This is a genomic window from Kutzneria buriramensis, from assembly GCF_003387475.1.
Lineage (GTDB): Bacteria > Actinomycetota > Actinomycetes > Mycobacteriales > Pseudonocardiaceae > Kutzneria > Kutzneria buriramensis.
The window spans coordinates 99,494-117,856 of sequence record NZ_QUNO01000005.1; the positions used below are offsets into that span (position 1 = coordinate 99,494).

Genomic DNA, 18,363 nt, shown 5'->3' on the forward strand with positions numbered 1-18,363 from the left:
CCGCTAGGAAGCCGCTTCCCACGGCTGGCCGTCGCCTCTCCAGGCGGCGGCCAGTTCGCGTACCGGCAGGTCCAGCGCGTCGCCCAGGCACACGATGGTGCCGAAGCCGGGCGTGGGCAGCCGGCCGGTCTCGATCTTGCGCAGGGTCTCCGGCGAGATGCCGGCCGCGTGCGCGACCTCGGTGAGCTCACGGTCCGCCCGCGCCCGGCGCAGCAGCGCGCCCAGGCGCCGGCCGGCCTCGATCTGTTCGGGCGTCAGCGGCTGGCGGACCATGCCCCCAGGGTAGGGCTGGTATTTCTATACCGTCAAGCGCTAGGGTGTCGGTATAGAAATACCAGCACAGGGGATGGCCATGATCGAGCTGAAGACACCCGCCGAGATCGAGCGGATGCGCGTGACCGGGCGGTTCGTCGCCGAGGCGCTCACCGAGGTCTGCCGCCTCGCCGCCGTCGGCGTCAACCTGATGGACCTCGAACACCACGTCCGGGGCATGATCAAGCGGCGCGGCGCCGAGTCGTGCTACTGGGACTACGCGCCCTCCTTCGGCGACGGCCCGTTCCGCAACGTCATCTGCCTGTCCGTCAACGACGCCGTCCTGCACGGCCTGCCGCACGACTACGCGCTGCGCGACGGCGACGTCCTCAAGGCGGATCTCGCCGTGTCGATCGACGGCTGGGTCGCCGACTCCGCCCGCACGGTCATCGTCGGCACGCCCGACGCAGAGGATCAGCGGATCGTCCGCGCCACCGAGGAGGCCCTGGACGCCGCGATCGCCGCCGCGGTCCCCGGCAACCGGCTCGGCGACATCTCCGCCGCCATCTTCGCGGTCGCGCAGGCGTACGGCTATCCCGTGAACAACGAGTTCGGCGGGCACGGGCTCGGCCGCACCATGCACGAGGAACCGCACGTCTCCAACCGCGGCCGCGGCGGCCGCGGCCTCCAACTCCGCCCGGGGCTGACTCTCGCCCTGGAACCGTGGTTCGCCCGCACCACCGACCGTATCGTCTACGACCGCGACGGCTGGACCATCCGCTCGGCGGACGGCTCCCGCACCGCCCATTCCGAGCACACCGTCGCCATCACCGACGACGGTCCGATGATCCTCACCGCTAACTGAAACGACCTTCCCGACGATGAGTGCTGCGTTGCCTCGCGTCGTTGGGAGATTTCGGTGCCTGCAAGCAAACTCCGCCTGCCCGGGCTGTCCCGGTCCGACGCCCTCGAACTGGGGGAATTCGTCGGACCGGTCGAGTTCCTCCAGGAACCGGTGCCCGACGGCAGCTTCGGCGATCTCGGCCTGGTGACCGGGGTGGTGGCCGTCTCCGCGATCGCGCTCAAGGGCATGGTGAGCTATCTGGCCTACCGGCACCGGGGCAAGTCGTTCGAGCAGGTCATCGAGATCGAGCACGCCGACGGCCGGATCGAGCGGCGGACCGTGAAGTGGCGCGACACCTCCAGCGAGCCCATCGACGCCGCGGTGGCCAAGGAGCTGTCCTCCGCCACCGGCCTGCCGTGGAACAACGGTGACTGAACACTTCGCGTCCGCGCTGAGCGGGCGCAGCTTCATCAACCCCGTCACCAACGAGACCGTCATCTCGTCGTTCCGGGCCGGCCGACACGTCGAGGGCCTGATCCACCGGCACATGCCGCCCGACTGCCTGCCGGCCTTCCTGCACGAGGCGACGCACCACTGGTGCTTCATGCACACCGTCGGCCTGGCGGTGAGCCTGATGCACCAGCGCGCCCTGACCGACGCGGCGGCGTACCGCAGCAAGTTCGACAAGGACGTCGCGCGCCGGCTGACCGGCACGATGATGCGGTACGAGGCGTTCATCGCCCTCCAGCGGCCGCTCGCGGAGGGCCTGGCGCTGTACGCCGAGTTCGACCTGTCGTCGCACGGCACGCTGCCGCAGCTGAGCACGGTGCTGGCCCGCGTCGCGGACTACTTCGGGCCCAGCGTGATCGCCTCGTTCAAACCGGAGGAACATCGGGACGCTGTGACCCGCAACGTCCTGGACCTCGTGCTCGGGTCGCGGCGGCGCGAACCGGACGTCGTCGGCCGCCGCTGCGACGTGCTGGTCCGGCCGGCCGATCCCGAGGACGGCGGCTACCTGCCGGGGTATCTGCTGGTGAAGGCGCTGTGGAGCGTCGGCATGGGCGTGGACGCGCGGCTCGGCGACCCCGAGCTGTTCTTCGCCTACGCCATCGCGTACTTCTACACCGACCTCGGGCTGATCGCGCATCTGCTGGACGAGGACGACGACCTGCGCGCGGTGGACCGGCTGATCGAGTACTTCGTCGGGCGGGTCGTCGAATTCGGCCTCTCCGACCACGCCAAGCAGATCGACGACTTCATCGAGAACCACCGGAACCGCACGACGTACACGGAATTCGCCGACTGGGCCCGGCACGGCAACGTGCGCTGGTCGGTCGACGACGCCACCGCCGACCTCGGCGCGGACCGGCTGGTCGCGCTGCACGACGAGACGCTGCAAGGCGACGACGTGGTGCGGAACGTGGCGCTGATGTTCCAGCGCAGCGTGCTGTCCCTCGGCCGCCACGCGGTCAGCGTCGCCGTCGACGAGAACGACCGGTACACCGTCACCGACGGCGAACACGTCGTCATGACGGGCAAGTGCACGTTCGACCTGCCCACCGGCACGACTGTCGACGGTCACGTCGACGTCTCCATCGACGCCCACAGCGGCTGCGCGGCGATCGAGCTGACGATCGGCGACGGCGCGCCCGGGTACTGGTTCTCGGACGACGCGAGCGAGGACTGGCGGCAGTCCTTCCTCAACACGCGGGCCGCGCTGTCCCGGGCCGAGGGCGAGGCGCAGGAGTTTTTGGTGCTGCTGCGGGACGTCGCCCGGCAGGCGGCCGGCGTGATGTACCCGCTGGAAATCGCCCGGGACCGCGCCACCAGCGCCACCGAGGTGTTCACCCGGCTGGCGACGGCGGTGTTCATGGCGGCGATGGAGGAGCGCGTGCCCGACTTCGAGGCGGTGGACCGATCGGTCGATCTCCTCGAGCACAAGGGCCTGGCCGGCGTGTTCGACAAGATCCGCCACGTCCGCGCGCTGGCCTGGGGCGGCCTGGTGATGTCCACCGGCGCGCTGCCGGACGTGGACAGCGCGCGGCGGCTGTTCGAGGAGGACCGGGACATCCACGGCGTCGCCGAGACGTTCGACGAGACCGTGGACCTGATCTGCCGAACCGGCAAGGAAAAGCTCGGCAACCCGCTCTACACGGTCCGCGGCGGCCGGCCGCTGTTCATCCTGTAGCCCACTCCAGATCGAGGATGGATCTGGTGTGACGGAAGGAGAAGCCGGCCGCGGCGATGGCCTCCAGCCGTTCGTCCAGCAGCGCGTGGTCGGACTGGGTGGCCAGCAGCCCGCGGATCAGGGGCGACTTCTCCGCCGCCTCGACCCCCTCGCCGATGGCGGAGACCGCGCCGCTGATCACGCGGGCCAGGCCGTCCTTCAACTCGTCCTCGCCGCCGCGCGGGTTCACCACCCTGCCGACGCAGCCGCCCTTGACGCCGTCGACCGGGTCGGCGATACGGGTGATCCCGAGGTCGGAGAGATCACCCCGCTCCCCGTTGACCAGCATGTGCGCGAAGGACGTCCAGTGCTGCCCGAGCTCGGTGACCAGATCGTCGCTGATCCCGGCGAAGGTCGAGTCGAACGTGTTTCCGCAGCACGCCAGCAGCACGGACATCGAGGACGTCATCCTGGCGTGGTAGAGGACGAACGCCGGCAGGTGCGGGCGCGGCCGCCACTCGATCTCGTCGAGCCCGCCGGGCCGCTCCCGCAACCGCAGCGGCCCGGCGAACCGGTCATCGGACGGCGGGCCATCGGCATGATCGACGAACAGGCGCATTGCCGGTACATCGCCGAACCACCCGGAACGTAACGGTCAGCGGCAGCGCGCGGTCGCGACCTGCTGGTCCACGCTGCCGGCGAGCAGGCCGCCGTCGGTCAGCGCCGAGCGGTTGCCGGCCGGCCGGAACTCCGTCGGGACCGGTGCGACCACCTTGCCGGCGCGCATCAGCTGCTGGACCAGGCCGTCGGGCACGCTCAGCCAGCCGGACACCAGGCCGTCGGCGTTGATCGACTCGACGCCGTGGTCGGCGAGGCGCCAGAGGACGTGGCCCGACAGGTCCCACACGACGGCCGCGCCGCGACCCGGGCCTTCCTCGGAGCCGAGCACCCGGCCGTTGCGGATCGCGGTGGGACGCGCCCAGTCGCCCGCGGCGGCGACCGGCAACGTGACGGCCTTGCCCGCCGCAGTCCACACGTAGCCCGTGAGCTGGTCGCCACGGCCGACAACGCCGATGACGTTACGGGCGTTGTCGATGCCGTCGGCCGAAGCGCTGTCACCGGGCGCCTTGGGCAGCAAGGTGAACGTGCCCGGCTTGTCCGCCGGCCACAGGATGACGCTGCTGCCGTCCACGGTGCCGACGATGTCCCCGCGGGCGTTGATGTCCACGGCTTCGCCCGTGGCACCGGCCGGGACGGGTAAGTCCTGATAGCCGCCGTTGACGTGCCGAACCGGGTGGCGGCCGGTGTCGTCGTGGTAGTAGCCGACGGCTACCCCGGAGGCGTTCAGCGCCGCGATTCTGGTGGGATCGCCGTGTGCTGAGCCGAGCACGTGTGGCGGCGTGGCGGGGTTGGTGCTCCACACGACGGGAGTCTCGGTCAGGGTGCCGTCATTGGAAACTGCGCCGAACACGTGGGAGGCGTGGTCGGTACCGTAGCTGTACGACTGCTTGTAACCGGCGACGGCCGCCAGCTTCTGCACGGTCCACGTGCATGTCGCCTGGTCAGCCGCCTGCGCCGGCGCCGCGGCCAGTCCGGTCGCGAGCACCGCGGCGATGACGTATTGCAGTGTGCGGTAAGGCATTCGAGCTCCTTCTCGACGAGGTTCCCGTCGGGATCGACGATCATGGAGCTCGACCGGTTGTCAGCTTCGTCGTGACCTTTTTCGTGCGTGACCTCGTGCAACCCGTTGGCCCGCAACGGCGTCGGACTCGGCCCGCGTCAGCCGAGGGGTACTCACACCGCCGCGCCGGGACCTGCCATGACGTCAACGTCGTCGGCGTGCATCGGCTCGCCGCAGTGGGCGCAGCGCAGGTCGACGCTGCTGATCTCGCCGCACGCGTGATGGCGGTAGAGCACCGGCGGGCCGGCCTCGCCGGCGAGCCACTTGTCGCCCCAGCCGACCATGACCATGAGCAGGTCGATCAGCTCCGTGCCCTTTTCCGTCAGGACGTACTCGTAGCGCGGCCGCCGGTCGTAGGGGCGACGGTCGAGCACGCCGTGGTCGATCAGGTGGTTCAGTCGCTCGGTCAGGACCTTCCGGGAGATGCCGAGGTCGGCCTGGAGCTGATCGAAGCGAGTGAGCCCGACCCAGACGTCTCGCAGGATCAGCGGTGACCAGGGCTCCCCGATGACGTTCAACGTCCGTGCGATCGAGCAGGCCATGGTGCCGAAGTCCGTCCGCTGCATGGGGCCAGTCTAGCAATCAGGGTTCCCTCAGGGAACTCCGCCTGTTACGGTCGTGGAGTCTCTTGAAGGAACTCCAGAGAGGATCGAGGGGATGAGCAAGGTCTTCACCGCCCTCGCGGTGTCCGTCGACGGGTACATCACCGGCCGCGACCCGCGCGCCGGGTACGGGCTCGGCGACGGGTCCACGCTGTTCGACTGGTACTTCGACGGCGACACGCCCAGCCAGGTGTTCGACGGGTTCACGCTGGCCGGGGCCAGCGCGCCGATCTTCGACGCCCTCGCCGGACGCGTCGGCGCGATCGTCGCCGGCCGCAACACGTACGAGGACTCCGACCACTTCGGCGGCGGCAGCCCGCATCCGGCGGCCCACCTGGTCGTGCTCAGCCACCGGCCGGCGCCCGAGATCAGCGAGCGGCAGACCCTGGTCACCACCGGCATCGAGGACGCCGTTGCCGCCGCACGGAAGGCCGGCGCCGGCAAGGACGTCGGCCTCATGGGCGGCGGCGTCGTGACGTCGGCGCTGCGGGCCGGGCTCGTCGACGAGCTGGTCCTGCACCAGGTGCCCGTCCTGCTCGGCGGCGGCCGCCCCTTCTTCCAGTCGCTACCGGAGCACATCCGCCTCCGCCTCATCGACGTCGTGCCCGCGCCCGGCGTCACCCACCTCCACTACGCCGTCCAGCACTGATCCCTCAAGGAAACCGCCATGATCGACACCGACGTCCGCCGCGTCCTCGACGGCACCCCCATCGCCCACCTCGCCACCGTCCTGCCCGACGGCGCGCCGCACTCCGTGCCGGTGTGGATCGGCACCCACGGCGACCACATCGCCATCCTCACCGGCCCCGACAGCCGCAAGGCCCGCAACCTGCGCCGCGACCCGCGGGTGGCGCTGTCCCTGACCCCCGCCGACAACCCCTTCCAGCCGGTCATCGTCCGCGGCCGGGTCGTCGAATGGCTCGACGGCGACGCCGGCTGGGAGGTCGTCGACCGGATCGCCGCCAAGTACATCGGCGGCCCCTACTCGCGCGCCGAGCAGCGGATCGTCGCGCTCATCGCTCCCGATCGGCAGAGTGCGGGCTGAGCTGGGCCTCCGGCTCCTCGTCGACCTGCGGAACGTCGCTCGCCGGAACCGTCGGCAGTTCCTCCTCCTCGAGTTCGGGCACCTCGTCGGTGGGCAGCGGCGGCAGTCTCCGCTCGGTCGGCACCGGCGCCCAGTCGTCGTCCGGTTCAGGCTGTGGGGTGGTCCGTGCTTGTGTCACGCCGACTCCAATCGTCACCCCGATTGTCCTCGCGGCGCCTATAGACGGAGACGTGCGAACGCGACTCCGCCGTGAACTCGGCGCCGGTCCAGTCCGCGTGCCGGCTCTCCAGGTCGAACCCGGCCAACTGGCCCATGAGGTCGAGCTCCGCCGGCCAGATGTAGCGCTGCGGGCAGCGGCCCACGCGCGCCTGTTTGCCGTCGTCGAAAGTGAAGTGGTACGAGACGAGGAGCTGGCTGAGGGGGTCGTACGTGTCGACCCCGATGTAGCCGGTCTCGGCGTGGAAGACGATGCCGTCCTGGCCGGGTGGGAGCTGGCGCAGCGAGGGCACCCCGAGCTCGATCACGAACCGGCCGCCGGGCGTCAGGTGCCGGGCGGCGTTGCGGAAACAGGCGACCTGCTCGGCCTGGGTGAGCAGGTTCGAAATGGTGTTGTACACCAGGTAGACCAGCGCGAACCGGCCCGGCGCGGCGGCGGTGGCCATGTCCCCCACCACGACCGGGATCGTCCGCTCGTCGGCCTTGGTCCGCAGCTGCGCGATCATCGGCTCGGACAGCTCGATGCCGGTGACGGGCACGCCCCGCGCGGCGAGCGGGACCGCGACGCGGCCGGTGCCGACGGCGAACTCGAGCACCGGCCCGCCGCCGGCCAGCTCCGCGAGGCGGTCCACGGTCGGGCCGAGGGTCTCGGGGGCGAACATGCCGCTGCCGGGCGTGTCGTAGCGCTGGGCCGCGTCGACATCCCAGATCTCGTCCTGCCGCATGTCGCCCACCCTCGTCACGACCTCCGGCGCTGTCCACCGAATTTGGCGGTGCTATCTCACAGATCGCGTCGGTACGTGAGGTGGACGATGCTGTCGCCGACGGTCCGGGAGTCGACCAGACGCAGCGGCCACGGCCGCACCGGCAGCGGGGCGCCGGTCTGGTCGAGCAGGCGGTCGCCCGCGCCCATCAGCAGCGGGAAAACCGCCAGCCGAAGCTCGTCGACGAGGTCCTGCTTGATCAGCGTGCGCACGAGCCGGGAGCTGGCGTAGACGCGGAGCTCGCCGTCGATCCGTTGCCGCAGCGCCGAAACCTCGGCCAGGTCGATCACGGTGGAGTTGTGCCACTCGGGATCGGTCAGGGTGGTGGAGACGACGTACTTGGGCAGGCGGTTCATGACGTCGGCCAGCGCGCTGGTGCGGGACGGGTAGCGCGACCCGAAGTACTCGTAGCCGCCCCGGCCCAGCAGCAGGGCCTGCGCGCCCAGCGCGTCGTCCAGCACCATCTTGGCCCACGCCTCGCGGTCGGCCGGCGGCAGCGCGGTGATCCAGTTGTCGGTGGTGAAGCCCTCCTCCGCGGTGGGGTCCTGCGTGACCCCGTCCAGCGTCACGTTCTCGAAGACGACGATCGTGCCCATCTCGGGTGCTCCTTGTTCGTACGGTCGAACTGCCGGTGAGATAGACACCGCCGCGGCGGGGAAACTGGGCGCGGGCGGACCGCCCAGTTGGCCGGGCGGGCGGTGTCGGTATGGGGAAGAGGTGCTGGAGAAGGGAACATCGGCATGGGCGAGCTGATGGCGAGGGCGCGAGGCGGGGACGGGGCGGCGTTCGCGGAGCTGACCGAGCCGTACCGCGCGGAGCTTCAGGTCCACTGCTACCGGATGCTCGGCTCGCTGGCGGACGCCGAGGATGCGTTGCAGGACACGATGCTCGCGGCGTGGCAGGGGCTCGGCGGCTTCCAGGAGCGCGCGTCGATGCGCACGTGGCTGTACCGGATCGCCACCAACCGCTGCCTCAACGCGCGCCGCTCGACGGCCCGCCGCCAGGCCCGGGAATGGGACATTCCGCAGGTCCAGCCGCCGGAGCCGACGCGTCTGGGCGAGGTCGTGTGGCTGGAGCCGTGCCCGGACTCGCTGCTGCCGGAATCCCGGTACGAGCGGATCGAGTCGATCTCCCTCGCCTTCGTCACGGCTTTGCAGGTCCTACCGCCGCGGCAGGTCGCGGTGCTGGTCCTGCGCGACGTCCTCGACTTCCCGGCCGGCGAGGTCGCCGAGATGCTGGACGCCACCGTCGACTCCGTCAACAGCGCCCTCAAACGGGCCCGTGCCGCGCTGCAACGCCGCCAGCCGGCGGGTTCCGAGCCGCCGCCCGCGCCCGGGTCGCCCGCCGAGGACGCCATCGCCGCGAAGTTCGTACGGGCGTGGGAGTCGGCGGATCTGGCCGCGCTGGTGGATCTGCTCACCGACGACGTGTTCGTGTCGATGCCGCCGGTGCCGTTCGAGTACTACGGCCGCGAACTCGCCGGGCGCTTCTGCGCCACCATCTTCGGCGCCGGGCGGCGGTTCGAGCTCGTGCCGACGCGCGCCAACGGGCAGCCGGCGTTCGGGGCGTACCTGCGCGGCGCCAACGGCGTCAGCCACGGGACGGGGCTGTACGTCCTCACCCTCGCCGGCGACCGGATCAGCGCCATGGCCCGCTTCGACAACAGCGTGCTGCCGTGGTTCGGGCTGCCGCGGTCGTTGCCCAGTCGCTAGGCTTTCGCGGTGACCGAAACCGAGTCCGGTTCCTGCCCGGCGGCGTGATCTGCTACGCCGCCGGCTCGGTGCTCGGGCCGGCGCTGCTCACCAGCGTCGTACATGCGGGGCGGCGCAAGGCGGTCTGCCGTTGCGAAGTGTCCAACATGGACGATGACGGTGTCGAGCATACGGTCGCCGTCACTCAGGGCATCATCATGTCATCAGGTCGTTGAGCTGCCTCTGCACCTGGCACCACCATCTCAAGCACGGCACGCACAAGGTGACGGTCGACGATGACGGCACCCTGCACTGGACCACGCCGCTCAACCGCAGCTACACGACCACACCCCACTGCTACTGACCGCCCCGTCGGGCCAAAGACCCACACACCGGCCAGCCCCCGGCAGGCGACCAACCTCCACCCCACCAGTACTGATCACCCCGATGGGCCACAGGCCCCGGTCCCACCAAGCCATTCCTCAACGGGACGCAAGCCCCTGCCCCACCTGCCCCTCCCCCACCAGGCGACGGAACCTCCGCCCCGCCCGACCACCACCCTCACCAAGCCACAACCCACCAGTACCAACCACCCGGCGGCCCACAGGCCACCTCCCCACCAAGCCCCAGCGGGCCACAGGTCCCTACCCCGCCGAACCATTCCCCTCCCAAACGACCCGACCTCCGCGACACCGGTACTGCCCGCCCCACCAGGCCACCGCCCTACCTCCACCCCAACCACTCAACCGCCCCACCCCGCCCCTCGTTCTTTGACAATTCCACAGCGAACCGAAAACCCGCCAACACACCCCCGGCAACCATCACCTCGGGTCGATTTTGTGTGGAGGTGGACGCTCCGCACAAAATCGACCCGAACCACGCCGCCCAAAAATCCGGGACCGTCCCCAGCGCCACCCAGAACCACATCACCGGGCGGCAAACCGCCTCAACCAAAAACAAATCCCAAACGCACGCACCCCTCCGTACCTAAAACCATCAAGCCGCACGCCAAAGAGCCACCCGGACCAACCACCGCCGAAAACACCATCACCGCGACGCCCTCAAGAACTCCCGGTTCAAATTCGCGATGCTCGCGAGCGGGATTCCCTTCGGGCACGACGCGACGCACTCACCGGTGTTGGTGCATCCCCCGAACCCCTCCTGATCCATCGCCTCCACCATGTCGAGCACCCGCCGCTCCCGCTCCGGCTGTCCCTGCGGCAGCACGTTCAGATGCGTCACCTTCGCCGACGTGAACAGCATCGCCGAACCGTTCGGACACGCCGCGACGCATGCGCCACACCCGATGCACGTCGCGTTGTCGAAGGCGACGTCGGCGTCGGGCTTCGGCACCGGGGTCGCATGCGCCTCGGGAGCGCTGCCGGTCGGCGCGGTCACGTAGCCACCAGCGGCGATGATCCGGTCGAAGGCGGACCGGTCCACCACCAGGTCCTTCACCACCGGAAAGCCCTTGGCCCGCCAGGGTTCCACATCAACCACATCGCCGTCGGCGAAGGACCGCATGTGCAGCTGACACGTCGTGGTGCGCTCGGGACCATGCGCCCGGCCGTTGATGACGACGCCGCACGAGCCGCAGATGCCCTCGCGGCAGTCGTGGTCGAACGCCACGGGCTGCTCGCCCCTCATGATCAGGTCCTGGTTGAGCACGTCCAGCATCTCCAGGAACGACATGTCCGGGCTGACGTCCTCGACGCGATAGGTGACCATCCGCCCCCGGTCCCGAGGCCCGGACTGCCGCCAGATGCGCAGGGTGAGTTTCACGTGTAGCTCCGTTGGCTGGGATGGACGTGGTCGAAAACCAACTGCTCACGGTGCATCACCGCACCGTGCTCCCACGCGGCGACGTACGCGAAGCGATCATCGTCGCGAAGGGCCTCGCCGTCGGCGGTCTGGTGCTCCTCACGGAAGTGCCCGCCGCACGATTCCTCCCGCAGCAACGCATCGAGCAGCATCAGCTCGGCCAGTTCGAGGTAGTCGGCGACCCGGTTCGCCTTCTCCAACTCCTGGTTCAAGTCGCCGCCCCCACCGGGCACGAGCACCGAGCGCCAGAACTCCTCCCTCAACTCGGGCACCCGCTCCAACGCCTTGCGCAGGCCGCTTTCGTTGCGGGACATGCCGCAGTGGTCCCACATCAGCAGGCCCAGCTCACGATGGAACGAGTCCACGGTCCGGTCGCCCTTGACCCACAACAACCGGTGCAGGCGTTCCCGAACCTCCGCCTCCACGGCCCTGACGGCGGGATGCGTCGGCTCCACCGGCTCGAACTCACCGCGTCCGATGTAGTCGTTGACAGTGGTGGGCAGCACGAAGTAGCCGTCGGCCAGCCCCTGCATCAGCGCCGACGCGCCGAGCCGGTTCGCGCCGTGGTCGGAGAAGTTGGCCTCACCGATGACGAACAGTCCGGGAATGGTGCTCTGGAGGTCGTAATCCACCCACAGACCGCCCATGGTGTAGTGGATCGCGGGATAGATCCTCATCGGAGCCCGGTACGGGTCCTCGGCGGTGATCCGTTGGTACATGTCGAAAAGGTTGCCGTAGCGGGCCTCGATCGCCGGCCGCCCGAGGCGCGCGACGGCGTCGGCGAAGTCCAGGTACACGCCCAAGCCCCCGGGCCCCACACCGAATCCGGCGTCGCAGACGTTCTTCGCCGCGCGGGAGGCGATGTCGCGCGGCACGAGGTTGCCGAAGCTGGGATACATCCGCTCCAGGTAGTAGTCCCGCTCCGCCTCCGGGATCTCGCCCGGCGCCCGGCCGTCCGCACGGCGCTTCGGCACCCAGATGCGGCCGTCGTTGCGCAGCGACTCGCTCATCAGCGTCAGCTTCGACTGGTGGTCGCCGGAACGCGGGATGCACGTGGGATGGATCTGTGTGAAGCACGGGTTCGCGAACCACGCCCCGCGGCGGTGCGCCCGCCAGATCGCGCTCGCGTTGGAGCCCTTGGCGTTCGTGGACAGGTAGAACACGTTGCCGTAGCCGCCGGTCGCCAGCACGACGGCGTCGGCGAGATGGGTGGTGATCTCGCCGGTGACCAGGTCGCGCGCCACGATGCCCCGCGCCCGGCCGTCGACGACGATCAGGTCCAGCATCTCGGTGCGGGCGTGCATCTCCACGGTGCCGGCGTCGATCTGCCGGCTCAGCGCCTGGTACGCCCCGAGCAGCAGCTGCTGCCCCGTCTGGCCACGGGCGTAGAACGTCCGCTGCACCTGCACGCCGCCGAACGACCGCGTGTCGAGCAGGCCACCGTACTCCCGGGCGAACGGTACGCCCTGGGCGACGGCCTGGTCGATGATCTGCTCGGAGATCTCCGCCAGTCGGTACACATTGGACTCTCGGGAGCGGAAGTCGCCGCCCTTCACCGTGTCGTAGAACAACCGGTACACCGAGTCGCCGTCGTTGCGGTAGTTCTTCGCGGCGTTGATGCCGCCCTGCGCGGCCACCGAATGGGCCCGGCGCGGGGAGTCCTGGAAGCAGAACTGCACCACTTGGTAGCCCTGCTCGGCCAGCGTCGCGCCGGCCGAGCCGCCGGCGAGCCCGGTGCCGACGACGATCACCCGGTGCTTGCGGCGGTTCGCCGGGTTCACCAGCTTGGCGGTGAACTTCCTTTCACTCCAACGCCTCTCCAGCGGGACGTCCGGCGCCCTGGTATCGGCGAGCGGAGCGCCGACGGTGTGCTGCAACATGGTCACGCCACCAATCCGGTCATCACGGCGATCGGCACGACGAGGAAGCCGCCGGTGATCACCACGGCCACCACCGTGCCGACGGTCCTGATCGTGCCGGTGGCGACGCCGAGCGTGCGGGCCGCGCTGGCGAAGCCGTGGTTGAGGTGCAGGCCGAGCATCAGCAGCGCCACGATGTAGATCACGTTGACCCACCACACGCTGAAGTCGGCGACGATGTTGTGGTACGGCTGGCCGTCCACGTAGTCGCGGTTGGCCACGCCCACCGTCAGGTCCAGGATGTGCCACACCACGTACACCGCCAATGTCGCGCCGCCCCACCGCATCGTGCTGGTGGCGAAGCTGACCCGGCCGTGCACGTACCGGACCGGCCGGGCGCGGCGGTCCCGCAGCGACAGCTGCGCCGCGGCGACGATGTGCAGCACCACCGCGACGATCAGGCCGACCCGCGCGATCCACAGGAACACCCCGTACGGCAGCGCGGGCTCCCCGATGGTGCGCAGCCATGCCGCGTAGCCGTTGATGTCGGCGGCGCCGAGGAAGATCTTCAGGTTGCCCAGCATGTGCGCGAACAGGTACGCCACCAGGGCCAGGCCGGTCACCGCCATGACGGTCTTCTTGCCGATCGTCGACGCCCAGAACCGGCCGACGGGGCGCTGTTTCTGTGGTGGGACAGCGATATCCGTGGACACCCCATCGACGCTAGGAGCGCGCCGATCAGAGGGCAAACAGAAGTTTTGTCTCGTGAAGATAGGCTGTGACTATGCAGATGCATCAACTCGCCTACTTCGTGGCCGTCGCCGACACCCGGCACTTCACCCGGGCCGCCGAGCGGGTGCGGGTCGCGCAGCCCTCGCTGTCCCAGCAGATCCGGGCGCTGGAACGAGACGTCGGCGCCGAGCTCTTCCACCGCATACGGGGAAATCTCTCGCTGACCGAGGCCGGCGAGACGCTGCTGCCGTTCGCGCGGCGCATCCTCGCCGACACCGAGTCCGCGTACCAGGCCGTGCGCGAACTCGACGAGCTGGGGCGCGGCCGGGTGCGGCTCGGGGCCACGCCGAGCCTGTGCACCGGCCTGCTGCCGGCCATGCTCGCCGGCTTCCGCGCCGCCTACCCTGGGATCGAGCTCACACTGCACGAGAGCGGCTCCCGCGACCTCCAGACCGATTTGTCCGAAGGCGCCCTGGATCTCGCGCTGATCGTCGACTCCCGGCTGCGTGACCAGAGCCTGCTGTCCACCGAGCCGCTGCTGATCGAGGAGCTGGTGGTGATCTCCGCCCTGGACCGGCCCGCCCCGGTGCGGCGGGCCCGGATGCGGATCTCCGACCTGAACGGCAAGCCGCTGGTCATGTTCCGTCGCGGCTACGACCTGCGCGACGCCACCGTCAGCGCCTGCCGCGCCGAGGGGTTCGAGCCGACCTTCGCCATCGAGGGCGGCGAGATGGACGCCGTGCTGGAGCTCGTGCGGGCCGGCATGGGGATCGCCGTGGTGCCGAGCACCGTTGTACGGGACGGGTTTCGCGTCACCCGGTTCGCCGATCCGGGGCTCAGCCGGGTCGTGCGGCTGGCCTATCGGCAGGACGTCCAGCCCTCACGGGCCGTGCAGGCCCTCCGCGATGCCGTCACCCACTACCTGGCCGCCGCCGACCTCCCTCGCGGCACCCAGTCACTGGCGCGGGGTTGATAGTGTAAGCCGCCATAAGGCAGACTGCACTATATGCTGAGCCGGGCCGATCGGGACGTGGTCGCGCTGACGGTGCTCGGTCTGCTGACCATGGGCCCGAAGCACACGTACGAGATGCACCGGCTGATGATCGACACGCACAAGGACTTCGTCACCGGGCTACCGCGCAGCATGTACCACGCGGTGGAGAAGCTCCAGCGTGACGGCCTGATCGAGGTCGTCGGCACGCTGCGGGACGGTCCGCGACCGGAGCGGACGGTCTACGCGCTGACCGGCGCCGGCCGCGCCGCGCTGAAGGACCGCGTCGGCCGGCTGCTGCGCACCCCCGACGCCGACTCGACGCTGTTCGTCGCGGCGCTCACGTTCATGGCCTGCCTACCCGTTCCGGACGTGCGAGCGGCCCTCGACGAGCGGGCCGCGACGCTGCACGCCGCCGCGACCGCCGCGGCGAAGGCGCTGGAGGAGATCCAGGCGCCGCGGCTGCTCCTCATCGAGTTGGAGTACCAGCTGGCGCGGGACCGTGCCGAAAAGGCCTGGGTCGACCGCATCGTCGCCGACCTGGTCAGCGGCCGGCTGGCCTGGCCGGACGACCCCACCGAGTTCATCGCGCAGCTGCCGTAACGAGAAACCCGGCCGGGTCTGCCAGGAGGAAGCCATGTCCACACCGCTGTTCGAGGTGTCCGCCCCGATCTCCGCGCCCGCCGCGGAGGTCGCGCCGCGCGTGCTGCGGGTCGCGCCCGGGCCGGTCGGCCCGGACAACGTCGGCATCATCGCCGCCGGCGAGGCGCGAGCCGGCCGGGTGGTGTCCGGCGGCCCGGACCGCTTCGACATCCACGCCGGCGGGCAGCACCTGCTCTATGTGGACGTCGACCGCGACACCAACACCATCGGCATCCAGGGCCACTGGTGGTACCGCGGCACGTACACGGTCGTGCCGGAGGCGACCGGTTCGCGGCTCGTGCACCGCGTGTACAACGTCGCCGAGCGGCTTCGCTGGGGCGTGCCGCTGGCAAACCGCATGTTCATCGGCTACCGCGCCCACCTCCAGGAGAGCGTCGACGCCCTCGCCAAGGCCCTCTACTCCTGACCGTACGATCGATGCCATGCTGCCGATCCGGGACATCGAGGTCCGTTACGGCACATACGCGAACTGCGCCGGCGTCGCCCTGGCGGTGGTGGACCTCGAACCCGGCACAGCGGGGGTCGAGGTGGTCGATGAACGCCAATCCCTTTGACGTCAACACACACGTCGATCACCAGGCGGGCCGGCTCGTCGCCGAGCGGCTGACCTCCTGACCGTTGCGTCGGCAACGTCACATCGTGCTGTCAGGACCAGCGGACCGGCAGCTCGAACACGCCGTAGACGGCCATCTGGTGGCGGAACTCCAGCTGCTCGAAGGGAATCGCCAGCCGCAGGCCGGGCAGCCGCCGGAACAGGGTCTCGATCGCCACCTGCACCTCGACGCGGGCCAGGTAGTGGCCGAGGCAGTGGTGGATGCCGAAGCCGAACGTCAGGTGCCGCGGCGAGGGCCGGTCGACGTCGAGGCGGTCGGCGTCCGGGAAGGCGGCGTCGTCGCGGTTGGCCGACGGCAGCGCGACCAGCAGCCCCTCCCCCGCCTTGATCAGCTGCCCGCCGATCTCCACGTCTTCCTTCGCCGCACGGGGCAGTCCATTGTGGACGACGGTGAGGTAGCGCAGGAGTTCCTCCACGGCGTTGGGAATCTTGGCGGGGTGGGCTGTCAGTTCGGCTAACTGGTCGGGGTGGCGCAGCAGCGCCAGCACGCTCAGGGCGGTCATGTGCGCGGTGGACTCGTGCCCGGCCACCAGGATCATCCGGGCCAGGTCGGCGATCTCCTGCTGGGTGATGGCCCCGTTGCGGTACTGCTCCACCACCAGCCGGCTCACCAGGTCGTCGCCGGGCTCGGCGTCCTTGGCGGCGACGAGTCGCATCATGTACTCGGACAGCTCCTGGTTGGCCGCCTTGACGCCCTCCTCGGAGGTACGGCGATCGGCCACCCGCAGCGTGCGCTGCTGGAAGAAGCCGTGGTCCTCGTACGGCACGCCCAGCAGCAGGCAGATCACCATGGACGGCAACGGAATCGCGAACGTCTTGACGAGGTCGCCGGGCTCGCCGCCGGCGATCAGGTCGTCCACGAGACCGTCGACCAGCCGCTGCACCGACGGCCGCAGCAGCTCCATGCGGCGGGCCATGAAGTCCTTGTTGAGCATGCGCCGCAGGCGGCCGTGCTGCGGGTCGTCGTCACGGATCATCAGCTGCCGGAACCGGAGATTCGCCTTGACCGCCGGCGTGATGAACGGGAAGCCGGGAGTGTGCGGGTCCGCGCTGAACCGCTCGTCGGTCAGCACCGCCTGCGCGTCGGCGTAACGGGTGATCAGCCAGGGCTCGGTGCCGTCCCAGAGCTTCACCTTGCCGACCGGATCCTGTTCGCGCCTTACCGAGAACGTCACCGGCGGGTCGAAGGTGTGGCTCGCCCGCGCCATCGGGTAGTCGGCGACAACGTCTTTGGGCAAGCTCACGACGCCGCCCGCAGCAGGTCGGCCAGCTTCTCCCGCATGATGATGTTGGTGCCGTCGGAGTGCAGCCAGATCGCCGCGTCCCGCAACAACTTCTCGATCCCGTTCTCCCGCATCACGCCCGCGCCGCCCCACAGCTCCATGGCCCGCCGCGCCGAGTCGAAGGTGCGCTCGGACACCAGCAGCTTCGGGACGATGCTCAGCGCCGGGTCGTAGCCCTCGGTGCGGGTCGCCTCACTGGCCGCCCGCAGCACATACGTCCGGGAGGCGTCCACGTTGACGTACATGTCGGCCAGGTAGGAGCCGACCGCCTGGTGCTCGATGATCGGCTTTCCGCCCTGAATCCTGCTGCGGCAGAACGAAAGCGTGCGGTCGAAGCATTCGCGGGCGATGCCCAGCGCGCACGCGGCGGCGTAGGTGTTGCCGGCGCGCATGGCCGAGATCGCGTCCTGGCGGGCGGTGTCCGGTGTGCCGAGCACATCGGAATCGGGCACGAACACGTCGTCGTAGAAGATCTCCGAGTTGTTGGCGGTACGCTCGCCGCACTTGTCGTGCACCTGGCCGATGCGCAGGCCCTCGGTGCCGGCCGGCACGATGAAGCCGGTGATGCCCTGGTCACCGGTGCGCGCGTAGGCCAGGATGATCTCGGCGCGGTTGGCGTTGGAGATGTAGTGCTTGACACCGTTGATCACGTACCCGCCGTCGACCCGCTCGGCCCGGGTGCGCAGGCCGCCGTTCGGGCCGGTGTAGGGCAGGAAGTTGTCCGAGCCGGCGGCCGGCTCGGTGACCGAGGCGGCGAACAGGCCGCGCGGGTTGGCCGCAAGCCGGGACAGGTGGCGTTCGCGCTGGTCGGGCGTGGCCATGGCGTGGAACACCTGCGCGATCTTCCAGTGCACGCCCAGCACCACGCCGATGCCCAGGTCCGCCGCGGCGATCTCCTCCAGCACGGTCACATTGGTGACGTGGTCGGTCCCGCTGCCGCCGAACTCCGCGGGCAGCGGGGCCTGGCGCAGGCCGTAGGCATCGGCCAGCTCGATGATGTCCCACGACCAGGCGTCGCGCGGATCGGGCTGCGCGTCGAGGTCGGCGGCGACCGGCCGGACCACCTTCGCGGCGAACTCCCGCGCGGTGTCACGCCACCTGAGCGCCTCGGGTCCGAGGCTGAAGTCCACTGTGTACCT

At 69.9% G+C, this 18,363-nt stretch carries 24 protein-coding genes; 12 read left to right on the forward strand and 12 right to left on the reverse strand.

All coding sequences use genetic code 11. The annotated features are described in order from the left end of the window. Positions 1–3 precede the first annotated feature (3 nt). The gene (locus BCF44_RS15760) at positions 4–273 is read right to left on the reverse strand and encodes a helix-turn-helix domain-containing protein (protein WP_116175046.1); all 270 of its coding nucleotides are present in this window, start codon (positions 271–273) and stop codon (positions 4–6) included. Positions 274–352: 79 nt separating this feature from the next. On the opposite strand from BCF44_RS15760, the gene map reads away from it, so the two are divergent. From map to BCF44_RS15775, 3 genes are read left to right on the forward strand one after another with little or no spacing between them, the layout of a single operon-like run. Beyond that, positions 353–1,117 (forward strand): type I methionyl aminopeptidase, encoded by a 765-nt coding sequence (map, locus tag BCF44_RS15765; protein WP_116175465.1) that lies wholly within the window; start codon positions 353–355, stop codon positions 1,115–1,117. Positions 1,118–1,171: 54 nt separating this feature from the next. After that, positions 1,172–1,531: a hypothetical protein gene (locus BCF44_RS15770; RefSeq protein WP_116175047.1), complete on the forward strand. Its 360-nt coding sequence runs from the start codon at positions 1,172–1,174 to the stop codon at positions 1,529–1,531. Then, positions 1,524–3,284, forward strand: a complete 1,761-nt coding sequence (locus BCF44_RS15775) for a hypothetical protein (protein ID WP_116175048.1) — start codon at positions 1,524–1,526, stop codon at positions 3,282–3,284. The genes BCF44_RS15770 and BCF44_RS15775 overlap by 8 nt, the downstream gene beginning before the upstream one ends. Here the strand turns inward: BCF44_RS15775 and BCF44_RS15780 are convergent. The 3 genes from BCF44_RS15780 to BCF44_RS15790 all read right to left on the reverse strand — a co-directional run bounded on the left by BCF44_RS15780 (position 3,274) and on the right by BCF44_RS15790 (position 5,510). Next, complete coding sequence (locus BCF44_RS15780; RefSeq protein ID WP_116175049.1) at positions 3,274–3,882, reverse strand: hypothetical protein; 609 nt, start codon at positions 3,880–3,882, stop codon at positions 3,274–3,276. The two genes, BCF44_RS15775 and BCF44_RS15780, sit on opposite strands and share 11 nt — an antisense overlap. 36 nt (positions 3,883–3,918) lie before the next feature. Continuing rightward, complete coding sequence (locus BCF44_RS15785) at positions 3,919–4,905, reverse strand: hypothetical protein (RefSeq protein ID WP_116175050.1); 987 nt, start codon at positions 4,903–4,905, stop codon at positions 3,919–3,921. 152 nt (positions 4,906–5,057) lie between these two features. After that, positions 5,058–5,510: a winged helix-turn-helix transcriptional regulator gene (locus BCF44_RS15790; RefSeq protein ID WP_116175051.1), complete on the reverse strand. Its 453-nt coding sequence runs from the start codon at positions 5,508–5,510 to the stop codon at positions 5,058–5,060. A 91-nt stretch (positions 5,511–5,601) separates the two neighbouring features. Here BCF44_RS15790 and BCF44_RS15795 point away from each other — a divergent pair, with 91 nt between their 5' ends. Together BCF44_RS15795 and BCF44_RS15800 are read left to right on the forward strand one after the other, a co-directional pair. Beyond that, entirely contained in the window at positions 5,602–6,195 is a 594-nt protein-coding gene (locus tag BCF44_RS15795) for a dihydrofolate reductase family protein (protein ID WP_116175052.1), read from the forward strand. 18 nt (positions 6,196–6,213) lie between these two features. Continuing rightward, entirely contained in the window at positions 6,214–6,591 is a 378-nt protein-coding gene (locus BCF44_RS15800; RefSeq protein ID WP_116175053.1) for a PPOX class F420-dependent oxidoreductase, read from the forward strand. Here the strand turns inward: BCF44_RS15800 and BCF44_RS54720 are convergent. The 3 genes from BCF44_RS54720 to BCF44_RS15810 are packed head-to-tail and all read right to left on the reverse strand — an operon-like array spanning position 6,560 to position 8,167. Beyond that, positions 6,560–6,769, reverse strand: a complete 210-nt coding sequence (locus BCF44_RS54720; RefSeq protein WP_147328500.1) for a hypothetical protein — start codon at positions 6,767–6,769, stop codon at positions 6,560–6,562. The genes BCF44_RS15800 and BCF44_RS54720 overlap by 32 nt on opposite strands. Then, positions 6,738–7,532 (reverse strand): class I SAM-dependent DNA methyltransferase, encoded by a 795-nt coding sequence (locus BCF44_RS15805; protein ID WP_116175466.1) that lies wholly within the window; start codon positions 7,530–7,532, stop codon positions 6,738–6,740. Before BCF44_RS15805 ends, BCF44_RS54720 begins: the two co-directional genes overlap by 32 nt. A gap of 56 nt (positions 7,533–7,588) precedes the next feature. Beyond that, a complete protein-coding gene (locus BCF44_RS15810) occupies positions 7,589–8,167 on the reverse strand; it encodes a dihydrofolate reductase family protein (RefSeq protein WP_116175054.1) in 579 nt (192 codons plus the stop codon). 144 nt (positions 8,168–8,311) lie between these two features. Between BCF44_RS15810 and BCF44_RS15815 the strand changes: the two genes are divergently transcribed. Genes BCF44_RS15815 through BCF44_RS58505 form a run of 3 tightly spaced genes read left to right on the forward strand, consistent with a single transcriptional unit; the run spans position 8,312 to position 9,626 of the window. Then, on the forward strand, positions 8,312–9,283 hold the full coding sequence (locus BCF44_RS15815; protein ID WP_211353042.1) for a sigma-70 family RNA polymerase sigma factor: 972 nt from the start codon (positions 8,312–8,314) through the stop codon (positions 9,281–9,283). Positions 9,284–9,327: 44 nt separating this feature from the next. Then, entirely contained in the window at positions 9,328–9,498 is a 171-nt protein-coding gene (locus BCF44_RS55480) for a hypothetical protein (RefSeq protein WP_170217552.1), read from the forward strand. After that, positions 9,495–9,626, forward strand: coding sequence for a hypothetical protein (locus BCF44_RS58505; protein WP_281283111.1), 132 nt, complete (start codon positions 9,495–9,497; stop codon positions 9,624–9,626). Before BCF44_RS55480 ends, BCF44_RS58505 begins: the two co-directional genes overlap by 4 nt. A gap of 683 nt (positions 9,627–10,309) precedes the next feature. Here BCF44_RS58505 and BCF44_RS15820 read toward each other — a convergent pair. From BCF44_RS15820 to BCF44_RS15830, 3 genes are read right to left on the reverse strand one after another with little or no spacing between them, the layout of a single operon-like run. After that, positions 10,310–11,044 (reverse strand): succinate dehydrogenase/fumarate reductase iron-sulfur subunit, encoded by a 735-nt coding sequence (locus BCF44_RS15820; protein ID WP_116175055.1) that lies wholly within the window; start codon positions 11,042–11,044, stop codon positions 10,310–10,312. Then, positions 11,041–12,963, reverse strand: coding sequence for a fumarate reductase/succinate dehydrogenase flavoprotein subunit (locus tag BCF44_RS15825; protein ID WP_116175056.1), 1,923 nt, complete (start codon positions 12,961–12,963; stop codon positions 11,041–11,043). Before BCF44_RS15825 ends, BCF44_RS15820 begins: the two co-directional genes overlap by 4 nt. Before the next feature lie 2 nt (positions 12,964–12,965). Further along, positions 12,966–13,655 (reverse strand): succinate dehydrogenase cytochrome b subunit, encoded by a 690-nt coding sequence (locus BCF44_RS15830; RefSeq protein WP_116175057.1) that lies wholly within the window; start codon positions 13,653–13,655, stop codon positions 12,966–12,968. Between the two features lie 71 nt (positions 13,656–13,726). Between BCF44_RS15830 and BCF44_RS15835 the strand changes: the two genes are divergently transcribed. The 4 genes from BCF44_RS15835 to BCF44_RS58510 are packed head-to-tail and all read left to right on the forward strand — an operon-like array spanning position 13,727 to position 15,882. After that, a complete protein-coding gene (locus tag BCF44_RS15835) occupies positions 13,727–14,647 on the forward strand; it encodes a LysR family transcriptional regulator (protein ID WP_116175058.1) in 921 nt (306 codons plus the stop codon). A 33-nt stretch (positions 14,648–14,680) separates the two neighbouring features. After that, complete coding sequence (locus BCF44_RS15840; RefSeq protein WP_116175059.1) at positions 14,681–15,268, forward strand: PadR family transcriptional regulator; 588 nt, start codon at positions 14,681–14,683, stop codon at positions 15,266–15,268. 34 nt (positions 15,269–15,302) lie between these two features. Beyond that, complete coding sequence (locus tag BCF44_RS15845) at positions 15,303–15,734, forward strand: hypothetical protein (protein ID WP_246015124.1); 432 nt, start codon at positions 15,303–15,305, stop codon at positions 15,732–15,734. Positions 15,735–15,750: 16 nt separating this feature from the next. Further along, positions 15,751–15,882 carry a hypothetical protein gene (locus BCF44_RS58510; RefSeq protein WP_281283112.1) on the forward strand — a complete coding sequence of 44 codons (132 nt, stop codon included), beginning with the start codon at positions 15,751–15,753 and terminating at the stop codon, positions 15,880–15,882. A 91-nt stretch (positions 15,883–15,973) separates the two neighbouring features. Here BCF44_RS58510 and BCF44_RS15850 read toward each other — a convergent pair whose 3' ends face one another. Together BCF44_RS15850 and BCF44_RS15855 are read right to left on the reverse strand one after the other, a co-directional pair. Then, positions 15,974–17,185, reverse strand: coding sequence for a cytochrome P450 (locus tag BCF44_RS15850; RefSeq protein WP_246015125.1), 1,212 nt, complete (start codon positions 17,183–17,185; stop codon positions 15,974–15,976). Next, a complete protein-coding gene (locus BCF44_RS15855) occupies positions 17,182–18,354 on the reverse strand; it encodes an acyl-CoA dehydrogenase family protein (protein ID WP_170217553.1) in 1,173 nt (390 codons plus the stop codon). Before BCF44_RS15855 ends, BCF44_RS15850 begins: the two co-directional genes overlap by 4 nt. Positions 18,355–18,363: the final 9 nt, after the last annotated feature.

Coding starts and splice junctions, on each gene's coding strand:
- BCF44_RS15825 (WP_116175056.1), bottom strand. CDS start 12,963: ATGTTGCAGCACACCGTCGGCGCTCCGCTCGCCGATACCAGGGCGCCG.
- BCF44_RS15785 (WP_116175050.1), bottom strand. CDS start 4,905: ATGCCTTACCGCACACTGCAATACGTCATCGCCGCGGTGCTCGCGACC.
- map (WP_116175465.1), top strand. CDS start 353: ATGATCGAGCTGAAGACACCCGCCGAGATCGAGCGGATGCGCGTGACC.
- BCF44_RS15835 (WP_116175058.1), top strand. CDS start 13,727: ATGCAGATGCATCAACTCGCCTACTTCGTGGCCGTCGCCGACACCCGG.
- BCF44_RS15795 (WP_116175052.1), top strand. CDS start 5,602: ATGAGCAAGGTCTTCACCGCCCTCGCGGTGTCCGTCGACGGGTACATC.
- BCF44_RS15800 (WP_116175053.1), top strand. CDS start 6,214: ATGATCGACACCGACGTCCGCCGCGTCCTCGACGGCACCCCCATCGCC.
- BCF44_RS15815 (WP_211353042.1), top strand. CDS start 8,312: ATGGGCGAGCTGATGGCGAGGGCGCGAGGCGGGGACGGGGCGGCGTTC.
- BCF44_RS15805 (WP_116175466.1), bottom strand. CDS start 7,532: ATGCGGCAGGACGAGATCTGGGATGTCGACGCGGCCCAGCGCTACGAC.
- BCF44_RS15810 (WP_116175054.1), bottom strand. CDS start 8,167: ATGGGCACGATCGTCGTCTTCGAGAACGTGACGCTGGACGGGGTCACG.
- BCF44_RS15760 (WP_116175046.1), bottom strand. CDS start 273: ATGGTCCGCCAGCCGCTGACGCCCGAACAGATCGAGGCCGGCCGGCGC.
- BCF44_RS15790 (WP_116175051.1), bottom strand. CDS start 5,510: ATGCAGCGGACGGACTTCGGCACCATGGCCTGCTCGATCGCACGGACG.
- BCF44_RS15780 (WP_116175049.1), bottom strand. CDS start 3,882: ATGCGCCTGTTCGTCGATCATGCCGATGGCCCGCCGTCCGATGACCGG.
- BCF44_RS58510 (WP_281283112.1), top strand. CDS start 15,751: ATGCTGCCGATCCGGGACATCGAGGTCCGTTACGGCACATACGCGAAC.
- BCF44_RS15845 (WP_246015124.1), top strand. CDS start 15,303: ATGTCCACACCGCTGTTCGAGGTGTCCGCCCCGATCTCCGCGCCCGCC.
- BCF44_RS15840 (WP_116175059.1), top strand. CDS start 14,681: ATGCTGAGCCGGGCCGATCGGGACGTGGTCGCGCTGACGGTGCTCGGT.